The organism is Solirubrobacter soli DSM 22325, assembly GCF_000423665.1.
Taxonomy (GTDB): domain Bacteria; phylum Actinomycetota; class Thermoleophilia; order Solirubrobacterales; family Solirubrobacteraceae; genus Solirubrobacter; species Solirubrobacter soli.
Genome location: NZ_KE384070.1, coordinates 54,950 through 73,920, shown reverse-complemented (window position 1 = coordinate 73,920; position 18,971 = coordinate 54,950). Strand labels below are relative to the sequence as shown.

The 18,971-nt window shown below is 69.2% G+C and carries 18 protein-coding genes and 1 pseudogene; 11 read left to right on the top strand and 8 right to left on the bottom strand.

The genetic code is table 11. The annotated features are described in order from the left end of the window. Window positions 1-10 precede the first annotated feature (10 nt). The 4 genes and pseudogenes from G569_RS53665 to G569_RS53660 form a co-directional block, all read right to left on the bottom strand. Window positions 11-1,582: a class I adenylate-forming enzyme family protein gene (locus G569_RS53665; protein WP_053227354.1), complete on the bottom strand. Its 1,572-nt coding sequence runs from the start codon at window positions 1,580-1,582 to the stop codon at window positions 11-13. Beyond that, window positions 1,579-1,956, bottom strand: coding sequence for a putative quinol monooxygenase (locus tag G569_RS0133300; protein WP_028066620.1), 378 nt, complete (start codon window positions 1,954-1,956; stop codon window positions 1,579-1,581). The genes G569_RS53665 and G569_RS0133300 overlap by 4 nt, the downstream gene beginning before the upstream one ends. Continuing rightward, window positions 1,956-2,453, bottom strand: a complete 498-nt coding sequence (locus G569_RS0133295) for a nuclear transport factor 2 family protein (protein ID WP_028066619.1) — start codon at window positions 2,451-2,453, stop codon at window positions 1,956-1,958. The genes G569_RS0133300 and G569_RS0133295 overlap by 1 nt, the downstream gene beginning before the upstream one ends. Before the next feature lie 77 nt (window positions 2,454-2,530). Continuing rightward, window positions 2,531-3,290, bottom strand: a pseudogene (locus tag G569_RS53660) (SDR family NAD(P)-dependent oxidoreductase). Between the two features lie 115 nt (window positions 3,291-3,405). Here G569_RS53660 and G569_RS0133285 point away from each other — a divergent pair. From G569_RS0133285 to G569_RS0133270, 4 genes are read left to right on the top strand one after another with little or no spacing between them, the layout of a single operon-like run. Beyond that, window positions 3,406-5,061, top strand: coding sequence for an FAD-dependent oxidoreductase (locus G569_RS0133285; RefSeq protein ID WP_028066618.1), 1,656 nt, complete (start codon window positions 3,406-3,408; stop codon window positions 5,059-5,061). Window positions 5,062-5,088: 27 nt separating this feature from the next. Beyond that, complete coding sequence (locus tag G569_RS0133280) at window positions 5,089-6,327, top strand: cytochrome P450 (RefSeq protein WP_053227353.1); 1,239 nt, start codon at window positions 5,089-5,091, stop codon at window positions 6,325-6,327. After that, a complete protein-coding gene (locus tag G569_RS0133275; RefSeq protein ID WP_028066616.1) occupies window positions 6,324-6,524 on the top strand; it encodes a ferredoxin in 201 nt (66 codons plus the stop codon). The genes G569_RS0133280 and G569_RS0133275 overlap by 4 nt, the downstream gene beginning before the upstream one ends. Before the next feature lie 2 nt (window positions 6,525-6,526). Then, window positions 6,527-6,832 (top strand): NIPSNAP family protein, encoded by a 306-nt coding sequence (locus G569_RS0133270; RefSeq protein ID WP_028066615.1) that lies wholly within the window; start codon window positions 6,527-6,529, stop codon window positions 6,830-6,832. Window positions 6,833-6,918: 86 nt separating this feature from the next. Here G569_RS0133270 and G569_RS0133265 read toward each other — a convergent pair whose 3' ends face one another. Continuing rightward, window positions 6,919-7,707 (bottom strand): glucose 1-dehydrogenase, encoded by a 789-nt coding sequence (locus tag G569_RS0133265; RefSeq protein ID WP_028066614.1) that lies wholly within the window; start codon window positions 7,705-7,707, stop codon window positions 6,919-6,921. Then, entirely contained in the window at window positions 7,704-9,101 is a 1,398-nt protein-coding gene (locus G569_RS0133260; protein WP_028066613.1) for an FAD-dependent oxidoreductase, read from the bottom strand. Before G569_RS0133260 ends, G569_RS0133265 begins: the two co-directional genes overlap by 4 nt. A 67-nt stretch (window positions 9,102-9,168) precedes the next feature. Here G569_RS0133260 and G569_RS0133255 point away from each other — a divergent pair, with 67 nt between their 5' ends. The 7 genes from G569_RS0133255 (at window position 9,169) to G569_RS0133225 (ending at window position 17,481) form a co-directional block, all read left to right on the top strand. Continuing rightward, window positions 9,169-10,380 (top strand): NAD(P)/FAD-dependent oxidoreductase, encoded by a 1,212-nt coding sequence (locus G569_RS0133255; protein WP_028066612.1) that lies wholly within the window; start codon window positions 9,169-9,171, stop codon window positions 10,378-10,380. A gap of 134 nt (window positions 10,381-10,514) precedes the next feature. Then, entirely contained in the window at window positions 10,515-11,633 is a 1,119-nt protein-coding gene (locus G569_RS53655) for an ABC transporter permease (RefSeq protein WP_053227352.1), read from the top strand. 53 nt (window positions 11,634-11,686) lie between these two features. After that, window positions 11,687-12,838, top strand: a complete 1,152-nt coding sequence (locus G569_RS0133245) for a sugar ABC transporter substrate-binding protein (protein ID WP_028066611.1) — start codon at window positions 11,687-11,689, stop codon at window positions 12,836-12,838. Between the two features lie 36 nt (window positions 12,839-12,874). Beyond that, on the top strand, window positions 12,875-14,422 hold the full coding sequence (locus G569_RS0133240; RefSeq protein ID WP_028066610.1) for a sugar ABC transporter ATP-binding protein: 1,548 nt from the start codon (window positions 12,875-12,877) through the stop codon (window positions 14,420-14,422). 7 nt (window positions 14,423-14,429) lie between these two features. Next, window positions 14,430-15,158, top strand: a complete 729-nt coding sequence (locus G569_RS0133235) for a hypothetical protein (protein ID WP_028066609.1) — start codon at window positions 14,430-14,432, stop codon at window positions 15,156-15,158. After that, window positions 15,148-15,906 carry an SDR family NAD(P)-dependent oxidoreductase gene (locus G569_RS0133230; protein WP_028066608.1) on the top strand — a complete coding sequence of 253 codons (759 nt, stop codon included), beginning with the start codon at window positions 15,148-15,150 and terminating at the stop codon, window positions 15,904-15,906. Before G569_RS0133235 ends, G569_RS0133230 begins: the two co-directional genes overlap by 11 nt. Before the next feature lie 27 nt (window positions 15,907-15,933). Next, entirely contained in the window at window positions 15,934-17,481 is a 1,548-nt protein-coding gene (locus G569_RS0133225) for an aldehyde dehydrogenase (RefSeq protein WP_028066607.1), read from the top strand. A gap of 53 nt (window positions 17,482-17,534) precedes the next feature. On the opposite strand, the gene G569_RS53650 is transcribed toward G569_RS0133225, so the two are convergent. Continuing rightward, window positions 17,535-18,068: a Fic family protein gene (locus G569_RS53650; protein ID WP_053227350.1), complete on the bottom strand. Its 534-nt coding sequence runs from the start codon at window positions 18,066-18,068 to the stop codon at window positions 17,535-17,537. Window positions 18,069-18,205: 137 nt separating this feature from the next. Then, a complete protein-coding gene (locus tag G569_RS0133215; RefSeq protein WP_028066606.1) occupies window positions 18,206-18,970 on the bottom strand; it encodes an SDR family NAD(P)-dependent oxidoreductase in 765 nt (254 codons plus the stop codon). Between the last annotated feature and the right edge of the window lies 1 nt (window position 18,971).

Sequence of the window (18,971 nt, the reverse complement as noted above, 5' to 3'; positions counted from 1 at the left end):
AACGCGGTGCTCACGCCGTCACACGCGCCTGCACCAACTCGACGAGGTCGCGTTTGACGACCTTCAGCGAAGGCGTGCGCGGGAACTGCTCGAAGACCTCGACGGACTCGGGCCAGGTGTACTTGGCGACGCCCTCGGCGTCGAGGAACTCCTGCAGCTCGGACAGCGTCGGCGCCGTGAAGCCGTCGCGGGCGATGATCGCCGCGCACGCGCGCTCGCCCAGGCGGTCGTCCGGAATCGGCACGATCGCGACCTCGCGGACGGCGGGATGGCGCAGGATCACCGGCTCGACCTCGGCCGGCACGATCGTCACGCCGCCGCGGCGGATGATGTCCTTGCTCCGCCCCACGTAGATGAAGTGACCGTCCTCGTCGAGCATCCCGAGGTCGCCGGTCTCGTAGCCCCCCCACGATGTCAGCGACGTGCGCGTCAGGTCGTCGTTGTTGAGGAAGCCGAGGAAGCGGCTCGGGCCGTTCACGACGACCGCGCCGACCGTCCCCGTGGGCACGGGCTCGCCGTCGTCGCCGACGATCCGGATCTCGGTGCCGTCGTACGGGCGACCCTCGGTGCGCATGATCTTCGCGGGCGGATCGTCGGGCGCGTGCGCGGCATGGCCCGGGACCTCGGAGAGCCCGTAGTCGCCTAGCGGCGGGGTCCCGAACGCCTGGTGCATGGCCATCCGCCGCTCCGGCGACAGGCCCGGGCCGGCGAGGACGCGCATGGACGAGAGGTCGCGGTCGGTCTGCTCGGCGGCCAGGATCATGTCGGTCGCGTGCGTCGGCATCGCGAGCACGTACGTGCAGCCGTGCGCCTCGATCAACCGCAGCGCCTCCTCGGGGTCCCAGCGGCTCAGCAGCACGCCCGTCGCGCCCTGCAGGAGCACCGGCAGGTACCCGAACACGAGGCCGCCGACGAAGCCGAACTCGACCACGGTCAGGTAGATGTCATCGCCCGTCAGGCCCCAGCGCGAGCAGACCCCGCGGGTCGCGTAGCGCAGCGTGTTGGAGGAGTGCGCGATGCCCTTCGGCGCCGACGTCGTACCCGACGAGTGCAGGACCAGCGCGACCTCGTCCGCGTGGCGCGGCATCCGGGCGTCATCGAGCTCGCGCGCCTTGTCCACGTCCGCCGGCACGACGGTCAAGAGCGGCAGGCGGTCGCCCGCCACCTCGCGGCACTTGGCGACCTCCTTCTCACCACCGAAGGTCACGATCGCCCGCGCGCTCGTCTGCTCGGCGAGCGCCGCCATCTGCGTCTGGTTGAACATCGGCGGCAGCGGAGCGAGCACGAGTCCGCGATGCAGGCATCCGAGCATCGCCACCGCGGCCTCGATCGAGTGGCGGCCGAGCAGGATCACGACCTCCCCCGCCTCGACGCCGGCGTCGGCCAGCCGGTGCGAGAGAGCGACCGCCGCGCGGCGCAGCTCCGCGTATGTCACCGCGCGGTCCTCGAGGACCAGGGCGACGCGTTCGGCGTGCTCACGCGCACGCGCGTCGAAGTCGTCCCAGAGATCACCGTCCTGCCAGTAGCCCTGCGCGTAGTAGCGCTCGGCCTCCGGCTGAAACTCCAGCGTCGAGATCGTCATGACTGCCTGGCCGGCTCCTCGATGCTGATCAGCGGCCGGTGGTAGTGGACGTTGCCGAAGCCCTTGAGCAGCTCCCGCTCCTCAGCGCTCGGCTCGCCGTAGTAGTGCGGCTCCGAGAGCTGGACGAGCTCCATCAGGCGACCGACGGCCTGCATGTCGATGTTGGCGAAGTGATCCAGGTGTGCCTGCGAGCTCTCGTACTCCTCGAAGACATGGATCGCCGGCCGGTCGCCGTCGTCGATGAAGTAGTGGTAGGTCAGGACGCCGTAGTCCTTCTCCTGGACGTCCTTGATGAAGGTCGCGAAGATCCCGACGACCTCGTCGAGGTCCTGCTTGTCCAGCGTCATGATCACTGCGGTGCGAACGGTGGACATCAGCTGCGCGCCCAGACCTTCGGCCCGCGGCCGCCGAGGCCGTCGAGGAAGCCCGTGTCCGGCTTGGTCTCGCCCCACAGCAGCTCCATCACGCGCTCGGAGATCTTCCAGCCGTCCGCGGTGCGCCGCAGCACGTCGTGATAGCGCGCGACGAGGATGACCGCGGACTTCGGGTCCTCCTCGAAGACTTGATAGGACGTCAGGTAGGACACCGTGTTCGCCTGGTCGCCGTCGATCCTCACGTGGTAGACGTTGAGCAGGTGATGCTGCCAGATGCAGGTCGCCGTGGCGTCGGCGATCCAGTTGGCCAGCGTGTCGGCGTCGGTGACGGGCTCGGCATTGCCATAGGTGGCGTGGATGTCGTCCGCGAGGCAGCCGCGGACCCCTGCCTTGTCGAACGAGTCGACCGCCGACGAGTACGTGTAGAGCACCTCTTCGATATCGGTTCGATCCTGCAGCGCACGGATCGTGTCGTAGTCGATGGCCGTCTCGCTCATGAGCTCTCCTCCGGGTTCTTGAACTTACTTCGATTCAGTCTACGGCGGCCTGACGTCCTCGTCAAGCGAGCGACGGATCAGCGCGAGGTGTAGCCGGCGTCGACGGCGAGCACCGCTCCCGTGACGTACGAGGACTGATCCGAGCACAACCACAGGCTCGCCTGCGCGACCTCCTCCGGAGTGCCGAACCGGCCCAACAGGCTGATGACGGGGGCGAACTCCGCCTCGGTCATGCCGACCGTCTCGAGCGCGCCGACGGACCATCGGCGTGTCGATCGCGCCCGGGCAGACCGTGTTGACGCGGATCCCCAGCGGTGCGTTCTCGAGCGATGCCACCTTGGACAGGCCGATCACGCCGTGCTTCGCCGCGACGTACGCCGCGTTGTTCGGCTGCGGCCGGTGCGAGCTGACCGAGCCGATGTTGACGAGCGAGCCACCCTCGCCCTGCGCGAGCAGCTGACGGATCTCGTACTTCAGGCACAGCGCGACGCCCTTGAGGTCGACGCCCAGGACGCGGTCCCATTCCTGCTCGTCGAGCTCGGCGATCGCGTGCGTGTCGGGCGTGACGGCGGCGTTGTTGACCGCGCAGTCCAGGCGCCCGTAGCGCTCGACGGCGGTGCGGACCATGGCCTCGGCGTCGGCGGCGCTCGAGACGTCGGTGCGGAAGAACGACGCGTCGCCGCCGTCTGCGCGGATCCGCTCCGCGGTCGCCTCGCCGAGCTCTTCGTTGATGTCGCTCACGAGCACGCGCGCCCCGGCCTTGGCGAACACCCGTGCGGTCGCCTCGCCCATGCCCATCGCCGCCCCGGTGACGATCGCCACCTTGCCGTCCAACATGGCCGCTCTCCTCCGATTTGAACTCAGCTGAGGACGGAACGTTGACAGATTCGCGCCGTTTGTCTAACTTGTTTGATCTGAAGTTGGTTCAAGTAGCGACGGGGAGAGAAACCGAATGGGCGACTACGACGTGATCGTGCTCGGCACAGGCGCCGCCGGAATGACCGCCGCCGTGACCGCGGCCGAGCTCGGGGCGAAGGTCGGCCTGTTCGAGAAGGGCGCGACGCTCGGCGGGACCACTGTCTACTCGGGCGGGATGATCTGGATCCCGCTCAACCAGCACGAGCCTCCGGAGAAGGGCGACACGCGCGAGAAGGCGCTCGAGTATCTGCGCGCGCTCTCCAACGACACCATCTCGGACGAGATGGCGGAGACGTACATCGACGTCGGCCCTGAGATGGTCCGCTGGCTCGACGAGCGCACGCCCGTCAAGTTCCGGGCCGTTCCGGATTTCCCCGACTACCACCCTGAGCAGCCCGGCGGCATGCCACAGGGGGGCAGGTCGCTCGAGACGGCGATCTTTCCCTACGGCGAGCTCGGCGAGTGGGCCGACCGCGTCCACATCTCGCCGTACTACCCGAGCTACCACCTCACGATCGGCGAGACGACGCTCGGCCAGGCCGTCCCGGACGAGCTCACCGCCGAGGAGCTGCAGCGTCGTGCCGCCAACGACGAGCGTGGGATGGGTCTCGCGCTCGGCGGCCGCCTGTTGAAGGCCTGCCTGGACCGTGGCGTCGAGCCGCAGACCAGCCACCGCGCCGTCGAGCTGATCATGGAGGACGGCGAGGTCGCCGGCGTCGTGTTCGAGACACCTGAGGGACGCAGGGAGGTGCGCGCGGCCAACGTCGTGATCGCCACCGGCGGCTTCGAGCACAACGCGGACCTCAAGCGGGCGTTCCTGCGCGGGCCGTGCACGCACACGGTGGCGGTGGAGACGAACACCGGCGACGGGCTCAAGATGGCGATGCGCGTGGGCGCGATGCTCGGGAACATGCGCGAGGCGTGGTGGATGCCGATGATCGAGCTGCCCACCGACATCGTCCCGACGGGTCAGCAGCTGCTCACCTACGAGCGGACGCTTCCGGGGGCCATCATGGTCAACCGGCAGGGCAAGCGCTTCACCAACGAGGCGTCCAACTACAACGCGTTCGGCGCCGCCTTCCACGAGCAGGACACGACGATGGGCGTGTACCGCAACCTCCCGTGCTGGCTGGTCTTCGACCAGACCTGGCTCGACAAGTACGGCTTCGCCGGTGGCCTGGGGGGAACCGAGAAGGCCCGCACGGACTGGATCACCTCCGGCAACACGCCGGCTGAGCTGGCGGAGAAGCTCGGCATCCCGGCCGACGCGCTCTCGGCGACGATCGAGCGCTTCAACGCCAACGCGCGCGACCTCCACGATCCCGACTACAACCGCGGCTGGAGCGCCCAGGACAAGTGGTGGGGCGACCCGACGCTGCGCGACGGCACCGCGCGCGCCTCGCTCGGCCCGGTCGAGACCGCGCCCTACTACGCGATCCAGGTCTTCAGCGGCGCGCTGGGAACCAAGGGCGGACCGGCGACCGACACGCACGCGCGCGTCCTGGACGTCGACGGCGACGTCATCCCCGGCCTCTACGCGGCGGGCAACGCGATGGCATCGCCGCTCGGCATGACCTACGGCGGCGCGGGCGGAACGCTCGGGCCCGCGATGGTCTTCGGCTACCTCGCCGGCCGCGACATCGCCCAGCGCGCCGCGGCCCAGATCCCGCCCGTCCTGGCCTCGGCCTGAACCGAACACTTCAACGGAGACTGAACCATGGAAGCAAGCACGATCTCGCAGGTGAAGGGCGAGGAGGTCACCGGCTGCCCGGTGATGCACCAGGACTTCTCCACCACCCGCGACCTGGGTGACTACTGGGCGCTCGCCAACGACCTGCGCGAGAGCTGCCCGCACTTCTACAACAAGTACTCGGGCGGCGGGTACTGGGTGTTCACGCGCCACGAGGCCGTCAAGGACATCTACAAGACGCCCGAGATCTTCTCCAGCGAGTCGATCACGCCGTGGGAGCCGAACCCGATCTACCGGTTCGTGCCGACGCAGGTCGACGCACCGGATCACATCAAGTACCGCCGCATCCTGAACCCGTGGTTCTCGCCGAAGGCGATGGAAGCGGCGGCGCCGATGATGCGGGAGCTGTGCAAGAGCTACATCGAACCGCTCGTCGCCAAGGGCGAGTGCGACTTCATCGAGGAGTTCGCGCTGCTGTACCCGACCGCGGCGTTCCTGAGCGTGATCGGCGTGCCCGTGTCCTACACCGAGCAGTTCGCCAAGTGGGTGGACATGTTCTTCGGCGGCTTCGGCGGCGACCCCGAGGGCGCCGAGAACATGGGGATCGCGCTCAGCGATATGCGCGTCTTCTGGGCCGAGCAGCTCGCCGACCGGCGGCTCAATCCGCAGCCGGAGGGTGACCTCTTCACCTACCTGCTCAACGCGACCGTCGACGACGAGCCACTCGACGACGAGGTCCTGCTCGACATGTGCACGGTGCTCACCCTCGCGGGCCTGGACACGACGCGGGCCGAGCTCGGCTACATGTTCCACCACCTCGCCCTGAACCCCGACGATCGCCAGAAGCTGATCGACGACCCCGAGATCGCGCCGCTCGCGGTCGAGGAGACGCTGCGCTACTACACGATCATCTTCGGCGACGGGCGCAAGGTCACCCGCGACGTCGAGTTCCACGGCGTGCAGCTCAAGAAGGGCGACATGGTGTACGCGCTCGTGTCCGGCGCGAACCGCGACCCACGCCATTGGGAACGCGCCGACGAGTTCGTCATCGACCGCAAGAAGAACAACCACTTCGGGTTCGCCAGCGGCCCGCACCGTTGCCTGGGTATGCACCTCGCCCGGCGCGAGATGGCGATCGCGGTCCAGGAGTGGCTGTCCGTGATCCCGAACTTCGAGCTCGGCTCCGACGCCACGCTGCAGGAGCGCGGCGGCGGCGCGATGATGGCCCTCGAGACGCTCCCGCTGCGCTGGGAGGTGGGATCGTGAAGCTGCAGGTCACCACTGCGTGCCAGGGCCACGGGCGCTGCTACTCGCTCGCCCCCGACCTCCTCGAGTCCGACGACGAGGGCTTCGTGACGATCCGCGGCGGCGATCCGATCGAGATCGGAGACGATCAGCGCGAGCTCGCCATAGAGCTCGCCGGCACCTGCCCGGAGGGCGCGATCGTCGTGATCGACGACTGATCGTGCTCTACGTCTACGCCAATGTGAAGATCAAGTACGGCCGCCTTCCCGCGTTCAACGAGGCGATGGCCACGGTGAAGCGGGTGATGGAGGCCAACGGCTGGAGGCTCGTCGGCGGCTGGATGACCCTCGTCGGCGACCTCCACGAGGTCCACGACGTGTGGGAGGTCGCCGATGCCAACGTCATCCCGGCGGCCTTCGCCGCGGCCTATCAGGACCCCGAGTTCCTGGAGGCCGCCGGCGCCCTGTCGGAGATCATCGACCGCGAGGTCCTCTCGCTCGTCACTAAGACGCCGTACAGCCCCTGACCGTCAGCTCCCCTTGGGGGGGGTGGCGTACGTTCCGCCCCTGTAGCAGGGCGAAACGTACGCCACCCCCGGATGAACTGCGCGGTTCAGTAGGCCTGCGACTGGCCGCCGTCGATCGCGATGACGGTGCCGTTGACGAACGACGCGTCGTCGGACAGCAGGAAGGCGACGAGGTTGCCGACCTCCTCCGGCCGGCCGAAGCGCTTCATCGGGTTGACGCTCACGAACTCGGCGCCGGCCGCCTCCCAGCCGTCCTCGCCGGCGATCTGGATCAGCGAGCCCTTGATCATGTCGGTCAGGATCGCCCCGGGGGCGACGGCGTTGACGCGGACGCCGAACTCGCCGTACTCGATCGCGGCCTGCTTGGTCATGCCGGCGACGGCGTGCTTGCTGGCCACGTAGGCGACCAGGTTCGGCACCGCGCGGATGCCGCCGACCGATGCCGCGTTGACGATCGCGCCCGAGCCCTGGGCCTTGAAGTGCGGCAGCGTGTGCTTCATCCCGTAGAGCACGCCCTTGACGTTGACGGCGAGCACCGTGTCGAGCATCTCGGCGCTGTAGGCCTCGACCGGGTCCTGCTTGCCCTCGATGCCGGCGTTGTTGTACAGGCCGTCGAGGCGGCCGAGCTTCGCGATCGTCTCCTCGACGTACGCCGCGACCTCGTCCTCGACGCTGACGTCCGCCGTGATCAGCGCGACGTGTCCGTCCGGCGCGGCGGCGCGCAGCGCCTCCCCCGCTTCCCGGAGCGCGTCGCCGTTGACATCGACCAATGCAAGGTCGGCACCCTCCCCCGCCAGCCGCAGCGCCGCGGCGAGCCCGAGGCCCGTCGCGGCACCGGTCACGATCACGACCTTGCCTGCGAAACGTCCGTTCATGTTCGACCGCCCTGAATTGAAGTTGGTTTACGGGAGGCTGCCTCGCGCAGCGCCGCCCACTCGGTGAGCTTCACGCGCGGGCGCGCGGGCGCGCAGCCCTCGCCGGCGGCGGTCTCGATCGCGTCGATCGCCTGCCAGCCCTCCCACGTCACAACGTCCGGTGCGCACGCCTCCACCAGACCCTCGATGTCGTCGAAGACCGGCCGGTTCACGCGGCCGGAGGCCACGTCCTCGACGATCTTGATGACGGTGTCCAGGGAATCCTTCTTGTTCGTGCCGATCACGCCCGACGGGCCGCGCTTGATCCAACCGGACACGTACTCGCCGAGCTGGTGGGCGCCGCCGGGATCGGTGACGCGACCGCCCTCGTTGCGGATCAGGCCGCGCCGTTCGTCGAACGGGACGTCGTCGATGGGCTGCCCGGTGTAGCCGATCGAGCGGAACACGAGCTGCGCCGGAAGCTCGTCGAACACCCCGGAACCGCGCGCCGCCAGTGAGCCGTCGTCGCGGGCGACGATCGTGTTGTTCACGATCCTCACGGCGCGCACGTGGCCGTGCTCGTCGCCGAGCAGCTCGACCGGGGACGCGAGGAAGCGGAAGCGGACCGTGATCGGCTTCCCGGTCTTCGGCCGCGCCTCGTACTCCCGCAGGATCTCGACGTTGCGCCGCCGGGTCTTGTCGGCCTCACCGAGCGCGACCGCCGACAGCTCGTCCAGCTCGCCACCGACGATCTCGACGTCGCCGCGCTCGAGCTCGCCCATCTCGAGCAGCTCGGGGTTCGTGAACGCCGCCTGCAGCGGGCCGCGGCGAGCGAGGATCGTGATGTCCTCGATGCCCGAGGCCGCGAGCACATCGATCGCGTGATCGGCGGTGTCGGTGCCCGCGAGCTCCGACGGCGCCAGCGCGAGCATGCGCGCGACGTCGATCGCGACGTTGCCGGCGCCGATGACGACCGCGTGCTTGCCCTGGAGGTCGACCTCCAGGCCGCTGTGGTCGGGGTGGCCGTTGTACCAGGCGACGAACTCGGTCGCGGCGTGCGAGCCGCGCAGCTCCTCCCCCGGGATCCCGAGCCGCCGGTCGATCGACGTGCCCAGCGTGTACAGGACGACGTGGTAGTGCTCGAGCAACTGGCGTCGCGTGACGTCGCCGCCGAGCTCGACATGCCCGAAGAACCGGAATCGCTCGTGCTGGGTGGTCTTGTCGTACGCGCGGGTGACCGACTTGATCTTCGGGTGGTCCGGAGCGACACCCGACCGCACCAGCCCGTAGGGAGTCGGCAGACGGTCATAGAGGTCGACGGCGAACGACGGCTCGTCGACGGCCAGTAGCTGCCCGGCGGCGTAGAAGCCGCTCGGACCGGCACCGACGATTGCGGCGCGAAAGGGCTCGGTCATGTCTCCAGGGGGTTGACGGCGAATCTAAACTGACTTCAGTTTATTGATTTCGAATGAGGAGCACAAGGTGCGTCGACTGGTCATCGTTGGGGCGTCGCTCGCCGGGCTGCGGGCGGCACAGGCCGCGCGAACCGCAGGGTTCGACGGCGAGCTGGTCGTCGTGGGCGAGGAGGTCCACCGGCCGTACACCCGGCCGCCGCTGTCGAAGGAACTTCTGGCCGGCGAGCACGACGTCGAACGCGTCGCCCTCCCCTCCGACACCTTCGAAGCGGAGTGGCATCTGGGCGTGCCCGCGACGAGGCTCGACCGCGCCCGCCGCCGCGTCGTGCTCGCCGACGGGAGCGAGGTGCCCTACGACCGGCTGATCCTCGCCACCGGCTCAAGGGCGCGACGCTGGCCCGGCCCTGGCGGCGAGCTGAAGGGGGTCCACGTGCTACGCAGCCTCGACGACGCGATCGCGCTGCGGGCAGCATTCGGGGACCGCCCGCGCGTCGCGATCGTCGGCGCGGGCTTCATCGGCTGCGAGGTCGCCCAGACCGCCCGCAAGCAGGGCCTCGACGTGACACTGATCGACGTCGCCCCCACGCCGATGCTGCCGCTGGGCCCCCAGCTGGGCAAGTGGTGCGCCGACCTGCACCGCGACCACGGTGTCGACGTGCGCCTAGCCACCGGCGTCGCCGGACTCCATGGCAACGGCCGGTTCGAGGCCGTCGAACTGACCGACGGGACGCGCGTCGAAGCCGACCTCGTCGTCGTCGGACTGGGCGCGCACCCGAACACGGAATGGCTGGCGGACAGCGGGCTGCGACTGACCCCGGGACTCGAATGCGACGCAACGCTGACGGCCGTCGGCGACCCCGACGTCCTCGGCGCCGGCGACATCGTGTCCTGGCCGCACCCCCTGGCCGGCGGCGACTCGATCCGCATTGAGCACTGGACCGTCGCGGCCGAGCAGGGACAGCACGCCGGCCGCAACGCCCTGCTCGAAGCCGAGCAGCGCACGCCCTATGACCAGCCGCCGTACTTCTGGTCCGACCAGTACGACACGAAGATCCAGTCGCTCGGCCTCCCCGGGCTCGCGGAACGCCTGGAACTCCTGGAAGCGACCGAGGACGGGTCGCGGTTCGTCTATGGCGGCGAGCGCGACGGACGGCTGGTCGGCGTGATCGCGATCAACGCGGCGCGGCGCCTCGGCTCCTACAGGATGGCGCTAGCCGACCGACCTGACTTCAAACAGCTGCAGGCCACGATCGCCGCCGATACGAAGCGGCTGAGCTGAAGACGGTTCTGTAGATCGTCTCAATCCTCTTGACACTCTCGTACTCGGTGTGTACTTTTCGAATCGAGTTCAATTCAGCCACCGGAGGAGTGGGTGCCCCATGCGAATTAGGTCAGAGGATTGAAGTGGCGACAGTGAGCCAAGCAACCGCGCGCAAGCCGCGACGGAAGCTCAACCCCGGTTTCGACCGGTTCAGCGGCCTGTACCTGTGGGCGCTGTTCATCATCGTCTTCGGCATCTGGGTCCCGGATCAGTTCCTGACCGCCGCGACGCTCCACAGCGTCGCCGCCCAGCAGGCCGTGACGGGCATCGTCGCCCTCGCCATCCTGATCCCGCTCGCCGCGGGTCTCTACGACCTCTCGGTGGGGGCGACGGCGGGCCTCGCCAGCGTCACCACCGTCGTGCTGATGAACGACCATCACTGGAGCCCGGTCGCCGCGATCGCGTTCGGGATGGCGGTCGCGATCATCATCGGCTGCGTCAACGCGTTCATCGTCGTCAGGCTCGGCGTGAACTCGTTCATCGCGACGCTGGGCATGAGCTCGATCCTCGCGGCGACGCAGGTGATCGTCTCCCACAACGCCCAGCCGCTACCGCCGACCTCGGCGGGCTGGAACAACCTCACGCAGACGACGGTCGGGGGCTTCCAGATCGTCGTGCTGTACATGCTCGTCATCGCGTTCGTGTTGTGGTGGCTGACGGCGCACACGCCGACCGGCCGCTACCTGTACGCGATCGGCGGCAACCCCGAGGCCGCCCGCCTGTCGGGCGTTCGGATCCGCAGCTACACGACGGTCGCGCTCGTGATCTCGGCGACCGTCGCCGGCGCCGCGGGGATCATGTTCGCCTCGCTGAACGGGCCGTCGCTGAACTTCGGCGGGACCCTGCTGCTCCCGGCGTTCGCCGCCGCCTTCCTCGGCTCGACGCAGCTGATCCCGGGGCGGTTCAACGTCTGGGGAACGCTGCTGGCGATCTTCGTCCTGGCCACCGGCGTGCAGGGACTGCAGCTCGTGTCCGGCGCCAGCTGGCTGAACGACATGTTCAACGGCGTCGCGCTGATCATCGCCGTCGCCCTGTCGATCCAGCGCTCCCCCTCGGCCCGCTGGCATCGGCTCAAGGCGCGCTTCGGGCGCGGCTCCACGGGCGAGGACGGATCGGACGACTCCGGCGGCTCCGGCCTTGACGTGCCTCCCCAGCCGGAACCCACCCCTACGGCGACCGTGGGCTCCGATGCCCGCGCCGTCCCGCACTGAGCCCCACGCCCCATCACAGCTTCGGCAATTTCACGTTCTCAGAGGAGAGATCAATGACCCACACTCGCGGTTTCCCCGCCCTCATCGCCACGCTGGTGCTCGCCCTGACGGTCGCCGCCTGCGGCTCGGACAGCAGCAACTCGAGCAGTTCCTCCACGTCATCCGGAGGTTCGACGAGCGCGGGCAGCGGCGCAGGCGTCGCGAAGGCCGCCGCGCAGCTCAAGCAGTACCAGGCCACGCCGACCCAGATCACCATCAAGGGGCAGCTCAAGGGCGCGCCGCCCACCGGTAAGACCCTCGTCATGCTCGGGACGAACGACCCGAACAACCAGAAGCTGCAGAAGTCGCTGAAGAACCTCGCCGCGATGGCGAAGTGGAACTACGAGGTCGTCAGCTACGACCCCGCCAACCCGGCGACGTTCAACGCCGCGATCGACACCGCGATCACCAAGAAGGCCAACTACGTCGCCGAGGCCGGCATCCCGCTGACGCCCGCGATGATCAAGAAGGTCCAGGACGCCGGCGCCAAGTGGGTGCTGACGTCCGTGCACCCGGCCGAGGTCACGCCGGGCGGCCCGATCATCGTCAACGCCAACGCGTACGCCAACGACGCGCTGATGGGCAAGGTCCTCGCCGACTTCTTCGTCTCGGACTCCAAGGGCAAGGGCAACGTGATCATCGAGCACGTCCCGGCCTATCCGATCCTCGGCGGCTTCACCGACGGCTTCCAGAAGGAGGTCAAGGCGCTCTGCCCGGATTGCAAGGTGCAGATCCAGGACATCACGATCCCTGACCTGACGGCCGGCAAGGTGCCGAGCGTGATGGTGTCCGCGCTGCGCAAGAACCCGGACGCCAACTACGTGGCCTTCGACGTCGGCCCGTTCGCCAATGGCATCGACGCCGCGCTGGCGGCGGCGGGTCTGTCGAGCCGGGTCAAGGTCATCGGCCAGGCCGCCGACGAGGCGGGAATCGCGGCCCTCAAGACGGGCAAGCAGCTGGCGTGGACCGGGTTCGATCCCGTCTATTCGACCTACGTGATGATGGACGCGATGTTCCGCGACTCGCTCGGCATGCCGATCGACGCCAAGGCCTCCGGCCTGCAGACGACGCAGATCCTGACCAAAGACAACGTCGGTGACATCTCGACCTGGAGCGAGCCGAAGGACGCCCTCGCCCAGTTCAAGGCGCTCTGGGGCGTCTCCTAGGCAACGGCGACCGGTAACGCGACCTAGGAGAACATGATGACCGCGGTGCTCGAAGTCGACTCGGTGTCGAAGACGTTCACGCGCACCCAGGCGCTGGCGGGTGTGAGCATGACCATCCAACCAGGCGAGGTGCATGCGCTCCTGGGTCAGAACGGGTCGGGCAAGTCGACCCTGATCAAGATCCTGTCCGGATACCACGCGCCCGACCCGGGCGGCGGTATCCGGATCCAGGGCAACGAGCTGCCGTTCCAGGCGCCCGTGCAGTCCTATCGGCTCGGATGCCGGTTCGTGCAGCAGGACCTCGGGCTCGTCCCGACGCTGTCCGTCGAGGACAACATGTCGCTCGGGTCGGGCTTCCCGACGGCGTGGGGAACGATCCGGGACCGGGCGAGCCGGGCGCAGGCCAAGGCCGACCTGGCGAAGCTCAACCTCGACATCGACCCGAAGGCGATGGTCTCCACCCTCGCCGCCTCCGAGCGGACCGGCGTCGCGATCGCGCGTGCGCTCCGTGAAGACCCCGAGTACCCGCACTGCCTGCTGGTCCTCGACGAGCCGACCGCGACGTTGCCCGTCGACGAGGTGGACCACCTGCTCGACCGCGTCGCCGCGATCGCGGCCACCGGCGTCGGGGTGCTGTACGTGACCCACCACCTCGGCGAGGTGTTCCGCGTCGCCCAGAAGGTCTCGGTGTTCCGCGACGGCAAGGTGGTCGGCGCGGGCCCGGTCGCCGAGTTCGACCACGCCTCGATCGTCCAGCTGCTCGCCGGCGAGGAGCTGCTCGCCGAGGAGAGCGAGACCAGGCGCGAGAAGGCCGCGCGTGCGGCCGCGCGCAAGCACGAGACGGTGTTCGAGATCTCCGACCTGTGCGCCGGCGCGGCGAACGGCATCTCGCTGGCGGCCGAGCGCGGCGAGATCGTGGGCATCGCGGGGCTCGCCGGCTCAGGCCGCGACACGGTCCTCGGCGCGGCCTTCGGCTCGCTGCCGCGCGCCGACGGCGAGGTCAAGGTGGCGGGCAAGCCGCTGCCGCCGTCACGGCCCGATGTCGCCATCGGCGAGGGCGTGGCGTACGTCGCGCCCGACCGCAAGATCGGCGGCGGCGTCATGACGATGAGCGCGCGGGAGAACCTGACCCTGCCGGACCTCAAGCCGTTCTGGAAGGGCGGGGTCGTTCGCCGCAAGGCCGAGAAGGCGCGGACCAAGGAGTGGTTCGAGCGGCTGTCGGTGCGCCCGGCGAACGCCACGGAGGAGCCGCTGAGCATCTTCAGCGGCGGCAACCAGCAGAAGATCCTGTTCGGCAAATGGCTGTCGCAGAAGCCGTCGGTCTTCCTCTTGGACGAGCCGACCCAGGGCGTGGACGTCGGCGCCAAGAGCGAGCTCCACCGCGAGCTGGTCAACGCGGCGCAGGAGGGAGCGGCGGTGCTCATCAGCTCGAGCGACCTGGAGGAGCTCGCCGATCTCTGCGATCGCGTGCTCGTGATCGTCGACGGGAAGATCAGCAGCGTGCTCGAGGGCGCCCAGCTGACCCAGAGCGCGATCACCCGCAGCTTCATGCCGCTGGCGGCCGAGCCCGTCGGCGGGAGCTGACGCCGGCATGGGCAAGCACTTCAGCCGGTTCGACCCGACACCTTCCAAGAGCCCGGAGGAGTGCGAGCGCCACTACACGCAGGTCCATGTGCACATGGCCCAGGAGCTGCTGCGCCCGATGCCGTCGCTGCTCACCTACCACACCAATCGCGCGGTCGCCCAGGCGGACGTCAACGGTGGTTTCAGTCAGCGGCCGCGGGCGTGGCGCTTCGCGGTGCTGCGCTTCGCGCCGGGCGAAGCGCTCGCGTTCAGCCCCGAGCAGAACGAGATGGTCGCGCAGGATCACGTCAACTGCCTGTACCGGCTGCGTTCCTGCGAGGCCGAGGAGACCGTGCTGCTGGACCGCCTCGGCGGACAGACGGCGCTGGCGAAGTTCATGCTCGAGGCCGATCGGCCGGCGTCGGTCGATCCCGAGCAGGCGTGGAGCTCGTTCACCGAGCTGTCGGACCGGGTGCTCTCGGTCATGGACGGTGCCTTCGGCGCGCGCGCGTTGATCCTCAACCGCGTCCTCAACGAGGTCGAGTGCGAGCCGCTCGACGTGGAGGGCCAGCGGCCGGTCGGTGTGCTCGAAACGACCACGCGCGTGGGCTACATCGAGGCGTACTTCGACCATCGCCGCTGGGGCGAGGAGGGGCTGGGCGTCCTCGCGCGCAACGGCGAGTTGGGGCGTGTGCCCGGCCTCGTGGACGTGAACCTCATGCGGCTCGAGGAGGAGGCGGCGCTCGATGCCCGCTGAGATGGATGGCCGGGTCGTGATCATCACCGGCGCGAGCTCCGGCCTCGGCGCGCAGCTCGCGCGCGCGATCGGCGCCGCCGGCGGCATCCCGGTCCTGGCCGCGCGCCGCGCCGAACGCCTCGACGCGCTGACGCGGGAGATCGCCAACGCGGACCCCGTCGTCTGCGACGTCACCGACGAGGCCGACCGGGAGCGGCTGATCCAAGGCGTGATCGAGCGGCACGGGCGGATCGACGGGCTGATCAACAACGCCGGCTCGGGAGCGACCGCCCCCGCGCTGCGCACGCTGCCCGAGACGTTCGCGAACGTGCTCGATCTCAACCTGATCGCACCGTTCGCGCTGTCCTGTCTCGCCGCGCAGGGGATGCGCGACACCAATGGCGGCGGCGGCTCGATCGTCAACATCGCGTCGGTCATGGGCCTGCGCTCGATCGGCGAGATCCCGGACGCCGCATACGTCGCGTCCAAGGCGGGCATCATCGGTCTGACGCGTGAGCTCGCGTCGCAATGGGGTCGCTATGGGATTCGCGTCAACGCCGTGGCTCCGGGGTTCTTCGCCTCGGAGATGACGGCGGAGCTCGGCGAGGATCCGGAGCAGTTCCCGGAGTTCCTGCTTTCGCGCACGCCGCTGGGACGCGGCGGCCGCGCCGGAGAGCTCGACGACGCGGTGCTCTTCCTGCTCGGCGCCGGCAGCGGCTTCGTCACCGGCACGGTGCTGAGCGTCGACGGCGGAATGGCCGCCGTATGAGATCGTCAACCACCGAGGAGAGAAACCATGCTGTCCCGCGAATACCCGAGTCTCTACATCGACGGCAGCTGGCAAGCGCCGGACTCGACGGAGCGCTTCGATGTCATCTCGCCGGCGACCGGCGAGAAGATCGGCTACGTCCCGGCGGCCAACGAGGCTGACATCGATCGGGCGGTCGAAGCGGCACGCGCCGCGTTCTATGAGACGGATTGGCCGACGCGGCCGGTCGCCGAGCGCGCGGAGATGATGGAGCGCCTCGCGGCGCTGATCGCCGAGCATGCGCCCGAGTTCTCCGACCTGACGGTGGATGAGCTCGGCCACAACAAGATCACCGCCGACGTCTACCACTCGGTCGCGCCGACGCTGCACTGGAACTACTACGCGAAGGTCGGCCGCGAGCACACCTTCGCCGAGGTCCGCGAGGCGGACCTCACGTCGATGGCCGGCGCGGCCGGCGGGCTGATCATGAAGTACGAGAGCAAGAGCCTCTTGGTGCGCGAGCCGGTCGGCGTGATCGCGGCGCTCACGGCGTTCAACTTCCCGCTGCCGGGCATCGCCCAGAAGATCGCGCCGGCGATCGTGGCCGGCTGCACGGCCGTGGTCAAGGCCCCGGACCCGGACCCGCTGACGCTGTTCGCGATGGCCGACCTGATCACCGAGGCCGGGTTCCCGCCCGGCGTGATCAACATCGTCGCCGCCACGCGCGACGCGTCCGAGCACCTGGTCGCCCACCCGGACGTCGACATGGTCACGTTCACGGGCTCCACCGAGGTCGGCAAGAAGATCGGCGAGGTCTGCGGCGCGCAGGTCAAGCGCTGCGTGCTCGAGCTCGGCGGCAAGTCGGCGGCGATCATCCTCGAGGATGCCGACCTCGACACCGCCGTCCCGATGGTCGTCGCCCTCGGCGCCGGCACCACGCAGGGCGAGAACTGCACCTGCATGAGCCGGATCCTGGCGCCACGGGCGCAGTACGACGACATCGTGGCGCGGGCGATCGAGGTGTTCAAGACGTACAAGGTGGGCGATCCGCACGCCCCCGACACGGTCGTCGGCCCACTGGTCAGCGAAGCGCACCGCAACCGCGTCCTGGGCTACATCAAGACGGCGGTCGACGAGGGTGCCACGGTGGCGTTCGGCGGCGGCGTCCCCGAGCATCTCGACCAGGGCTGGTACGTGGAGCCGACGCTGTTGACGAACGTCAGCAACGACTCCACGGTCGCCCAGGAGGAGATCTTCGGGCCCGTCATCGTCGTCATCCCCTACGACGACGAGGCCGACGCCGTCCGCCTCGCGAACGACAGCAAGTTCGGCCTCTCCGGCTCGGTCTTCACGAGCGACCCGGTCAAGGGCTTCGACATCGCCCGCCGCATCCGCACGGGCACGTTCCGCGTGAACACGATGTCGGCGGACTTCAACTCGTCCTTCGGCGGCTACAAGGAGTCCGGGATCGGCCGCGAGCACGGCCCGTACGCGATCGACGAGTACCTGCTGGACAAGACGATCTCGATCGAGCCCGGCGAAGAGGTCCCGGACGAGGTCCTGCACGCGCTCCAGGTCGCCACGGCGAACGTCTGAGGCGACTCGCGCCTCTGACCCTCGAGGGGGTCAGAGGCGCACGGGCTCAGCCGTCACCGCGTCTCAGCAGCGCCCCGCGCACCACCACTGAGTCGCCGCTCCATTTCGTCAGCCAGCGCAAACACGCCGACGCTTTCCCATGCACGATCGCGCTTCGCGACCTGCGTCAGTTCCACGACGCCGGCCTCCTCGAGTCGATTCAGCGCTTGGCGCGTGGCCTCTTCGCTGCGTTCGATGAGCGGCGCAGCACGCTCGATGCTGAGGACGGGCTCGGCCGGCAAGAGACGAATGAGCCGTTCGGTGGCGGAATCCGGTCGCGGACGCCTGGCCATCTCCCGCCGGCGTCCCTGCAGGTCGGCAATTTGGTCGGCGAGTTCGATGGAGGCATGCGCGGCATGCGCCGCCGATTCCGCGAGCAGCAGGAACCACGGATCATGGTCACCGCGACGGAAGCGCGTGAGTGCGTCGCGGCAGACACCACTGCGCGCCAGACTGGCGCCGATCAAGGCCCGACCGACGCGTCCGTTCCCGTCCGCGAACGGGTGGATGGTCTCGAACTGGACGTGCGCGATCGCCGCCTGCGCCACCGGCGGCAACGTGAGCGGCGAGCCACCGGTCGGCGGCGGCGATCCGCTCGTGAATCGCCACGATCGAACCCTGCGAGAACGGTTCGAGAGCGGTAGCTGCCCATTCAGACGCCCACTTGGCCGCCGCGGGCCGCTGATCAACCGTGTCTCGCGGGCGCCCGCGCCCGCTCGGCGCGCACGAGGTCGGCCAGGCCCTTCATCCCGCCGTGCGCGGACTGGCCGCCGTCCACGGCGATCTCCGCGCCGCTGATCCAGCTCGACTCGTCGGAGATCAGGAACACGACGAGCGGCGCGACGTCCTCGGCCGCGCCCGCGCGGCCGAGCGGGATCTCCTCGAGCAGGCGGTCGATGAAGGCTTGTGGCGTCTCGGTCATCGGCGCGGCCATCGCGCCGGGGAAGATCGTGTTGACGCGGATGCCGAGCGGACCGAGTTCCGCGCAGGCGCTTCGCGAGACACCACGCAGGCCCCACTTGCTGGCCGTGTAGGCCGTGGCGAAGTGGCCGGTCAACGCCGCGAGCGACGCGACGTTGACGATCGACCCGCCGTCGGTCATCAGTGGCGCGAGCGTCTGGATGCCGAACAGCGCACCGTTGAGGTTGACGCTCAACACGCGCTCGAGATCCGCCTGCGTCACGTCCCAGAGCGAGGCCCGGTGGGTGATGCCGGCGTTGTTGACGAGCCCGTCGACGCGTTCGAGACCGGCCGCCAGCGCGGCCCAGTCGTCGGCGCTCGAGACGTCCAACCGGCGGTACTCGACGCCGTCGATCGGCTCGACGGGATCACGCACGTCGGCGGCGATCACGGTCGCGCCTTCAGCGTGCAGGGCGCGCGCTTCCGCCGCCCCCTGCCCCTGGCTCGCTCCCGTGACGACGACGACCTTGCCCGCGGCGCGGCCGGCCATC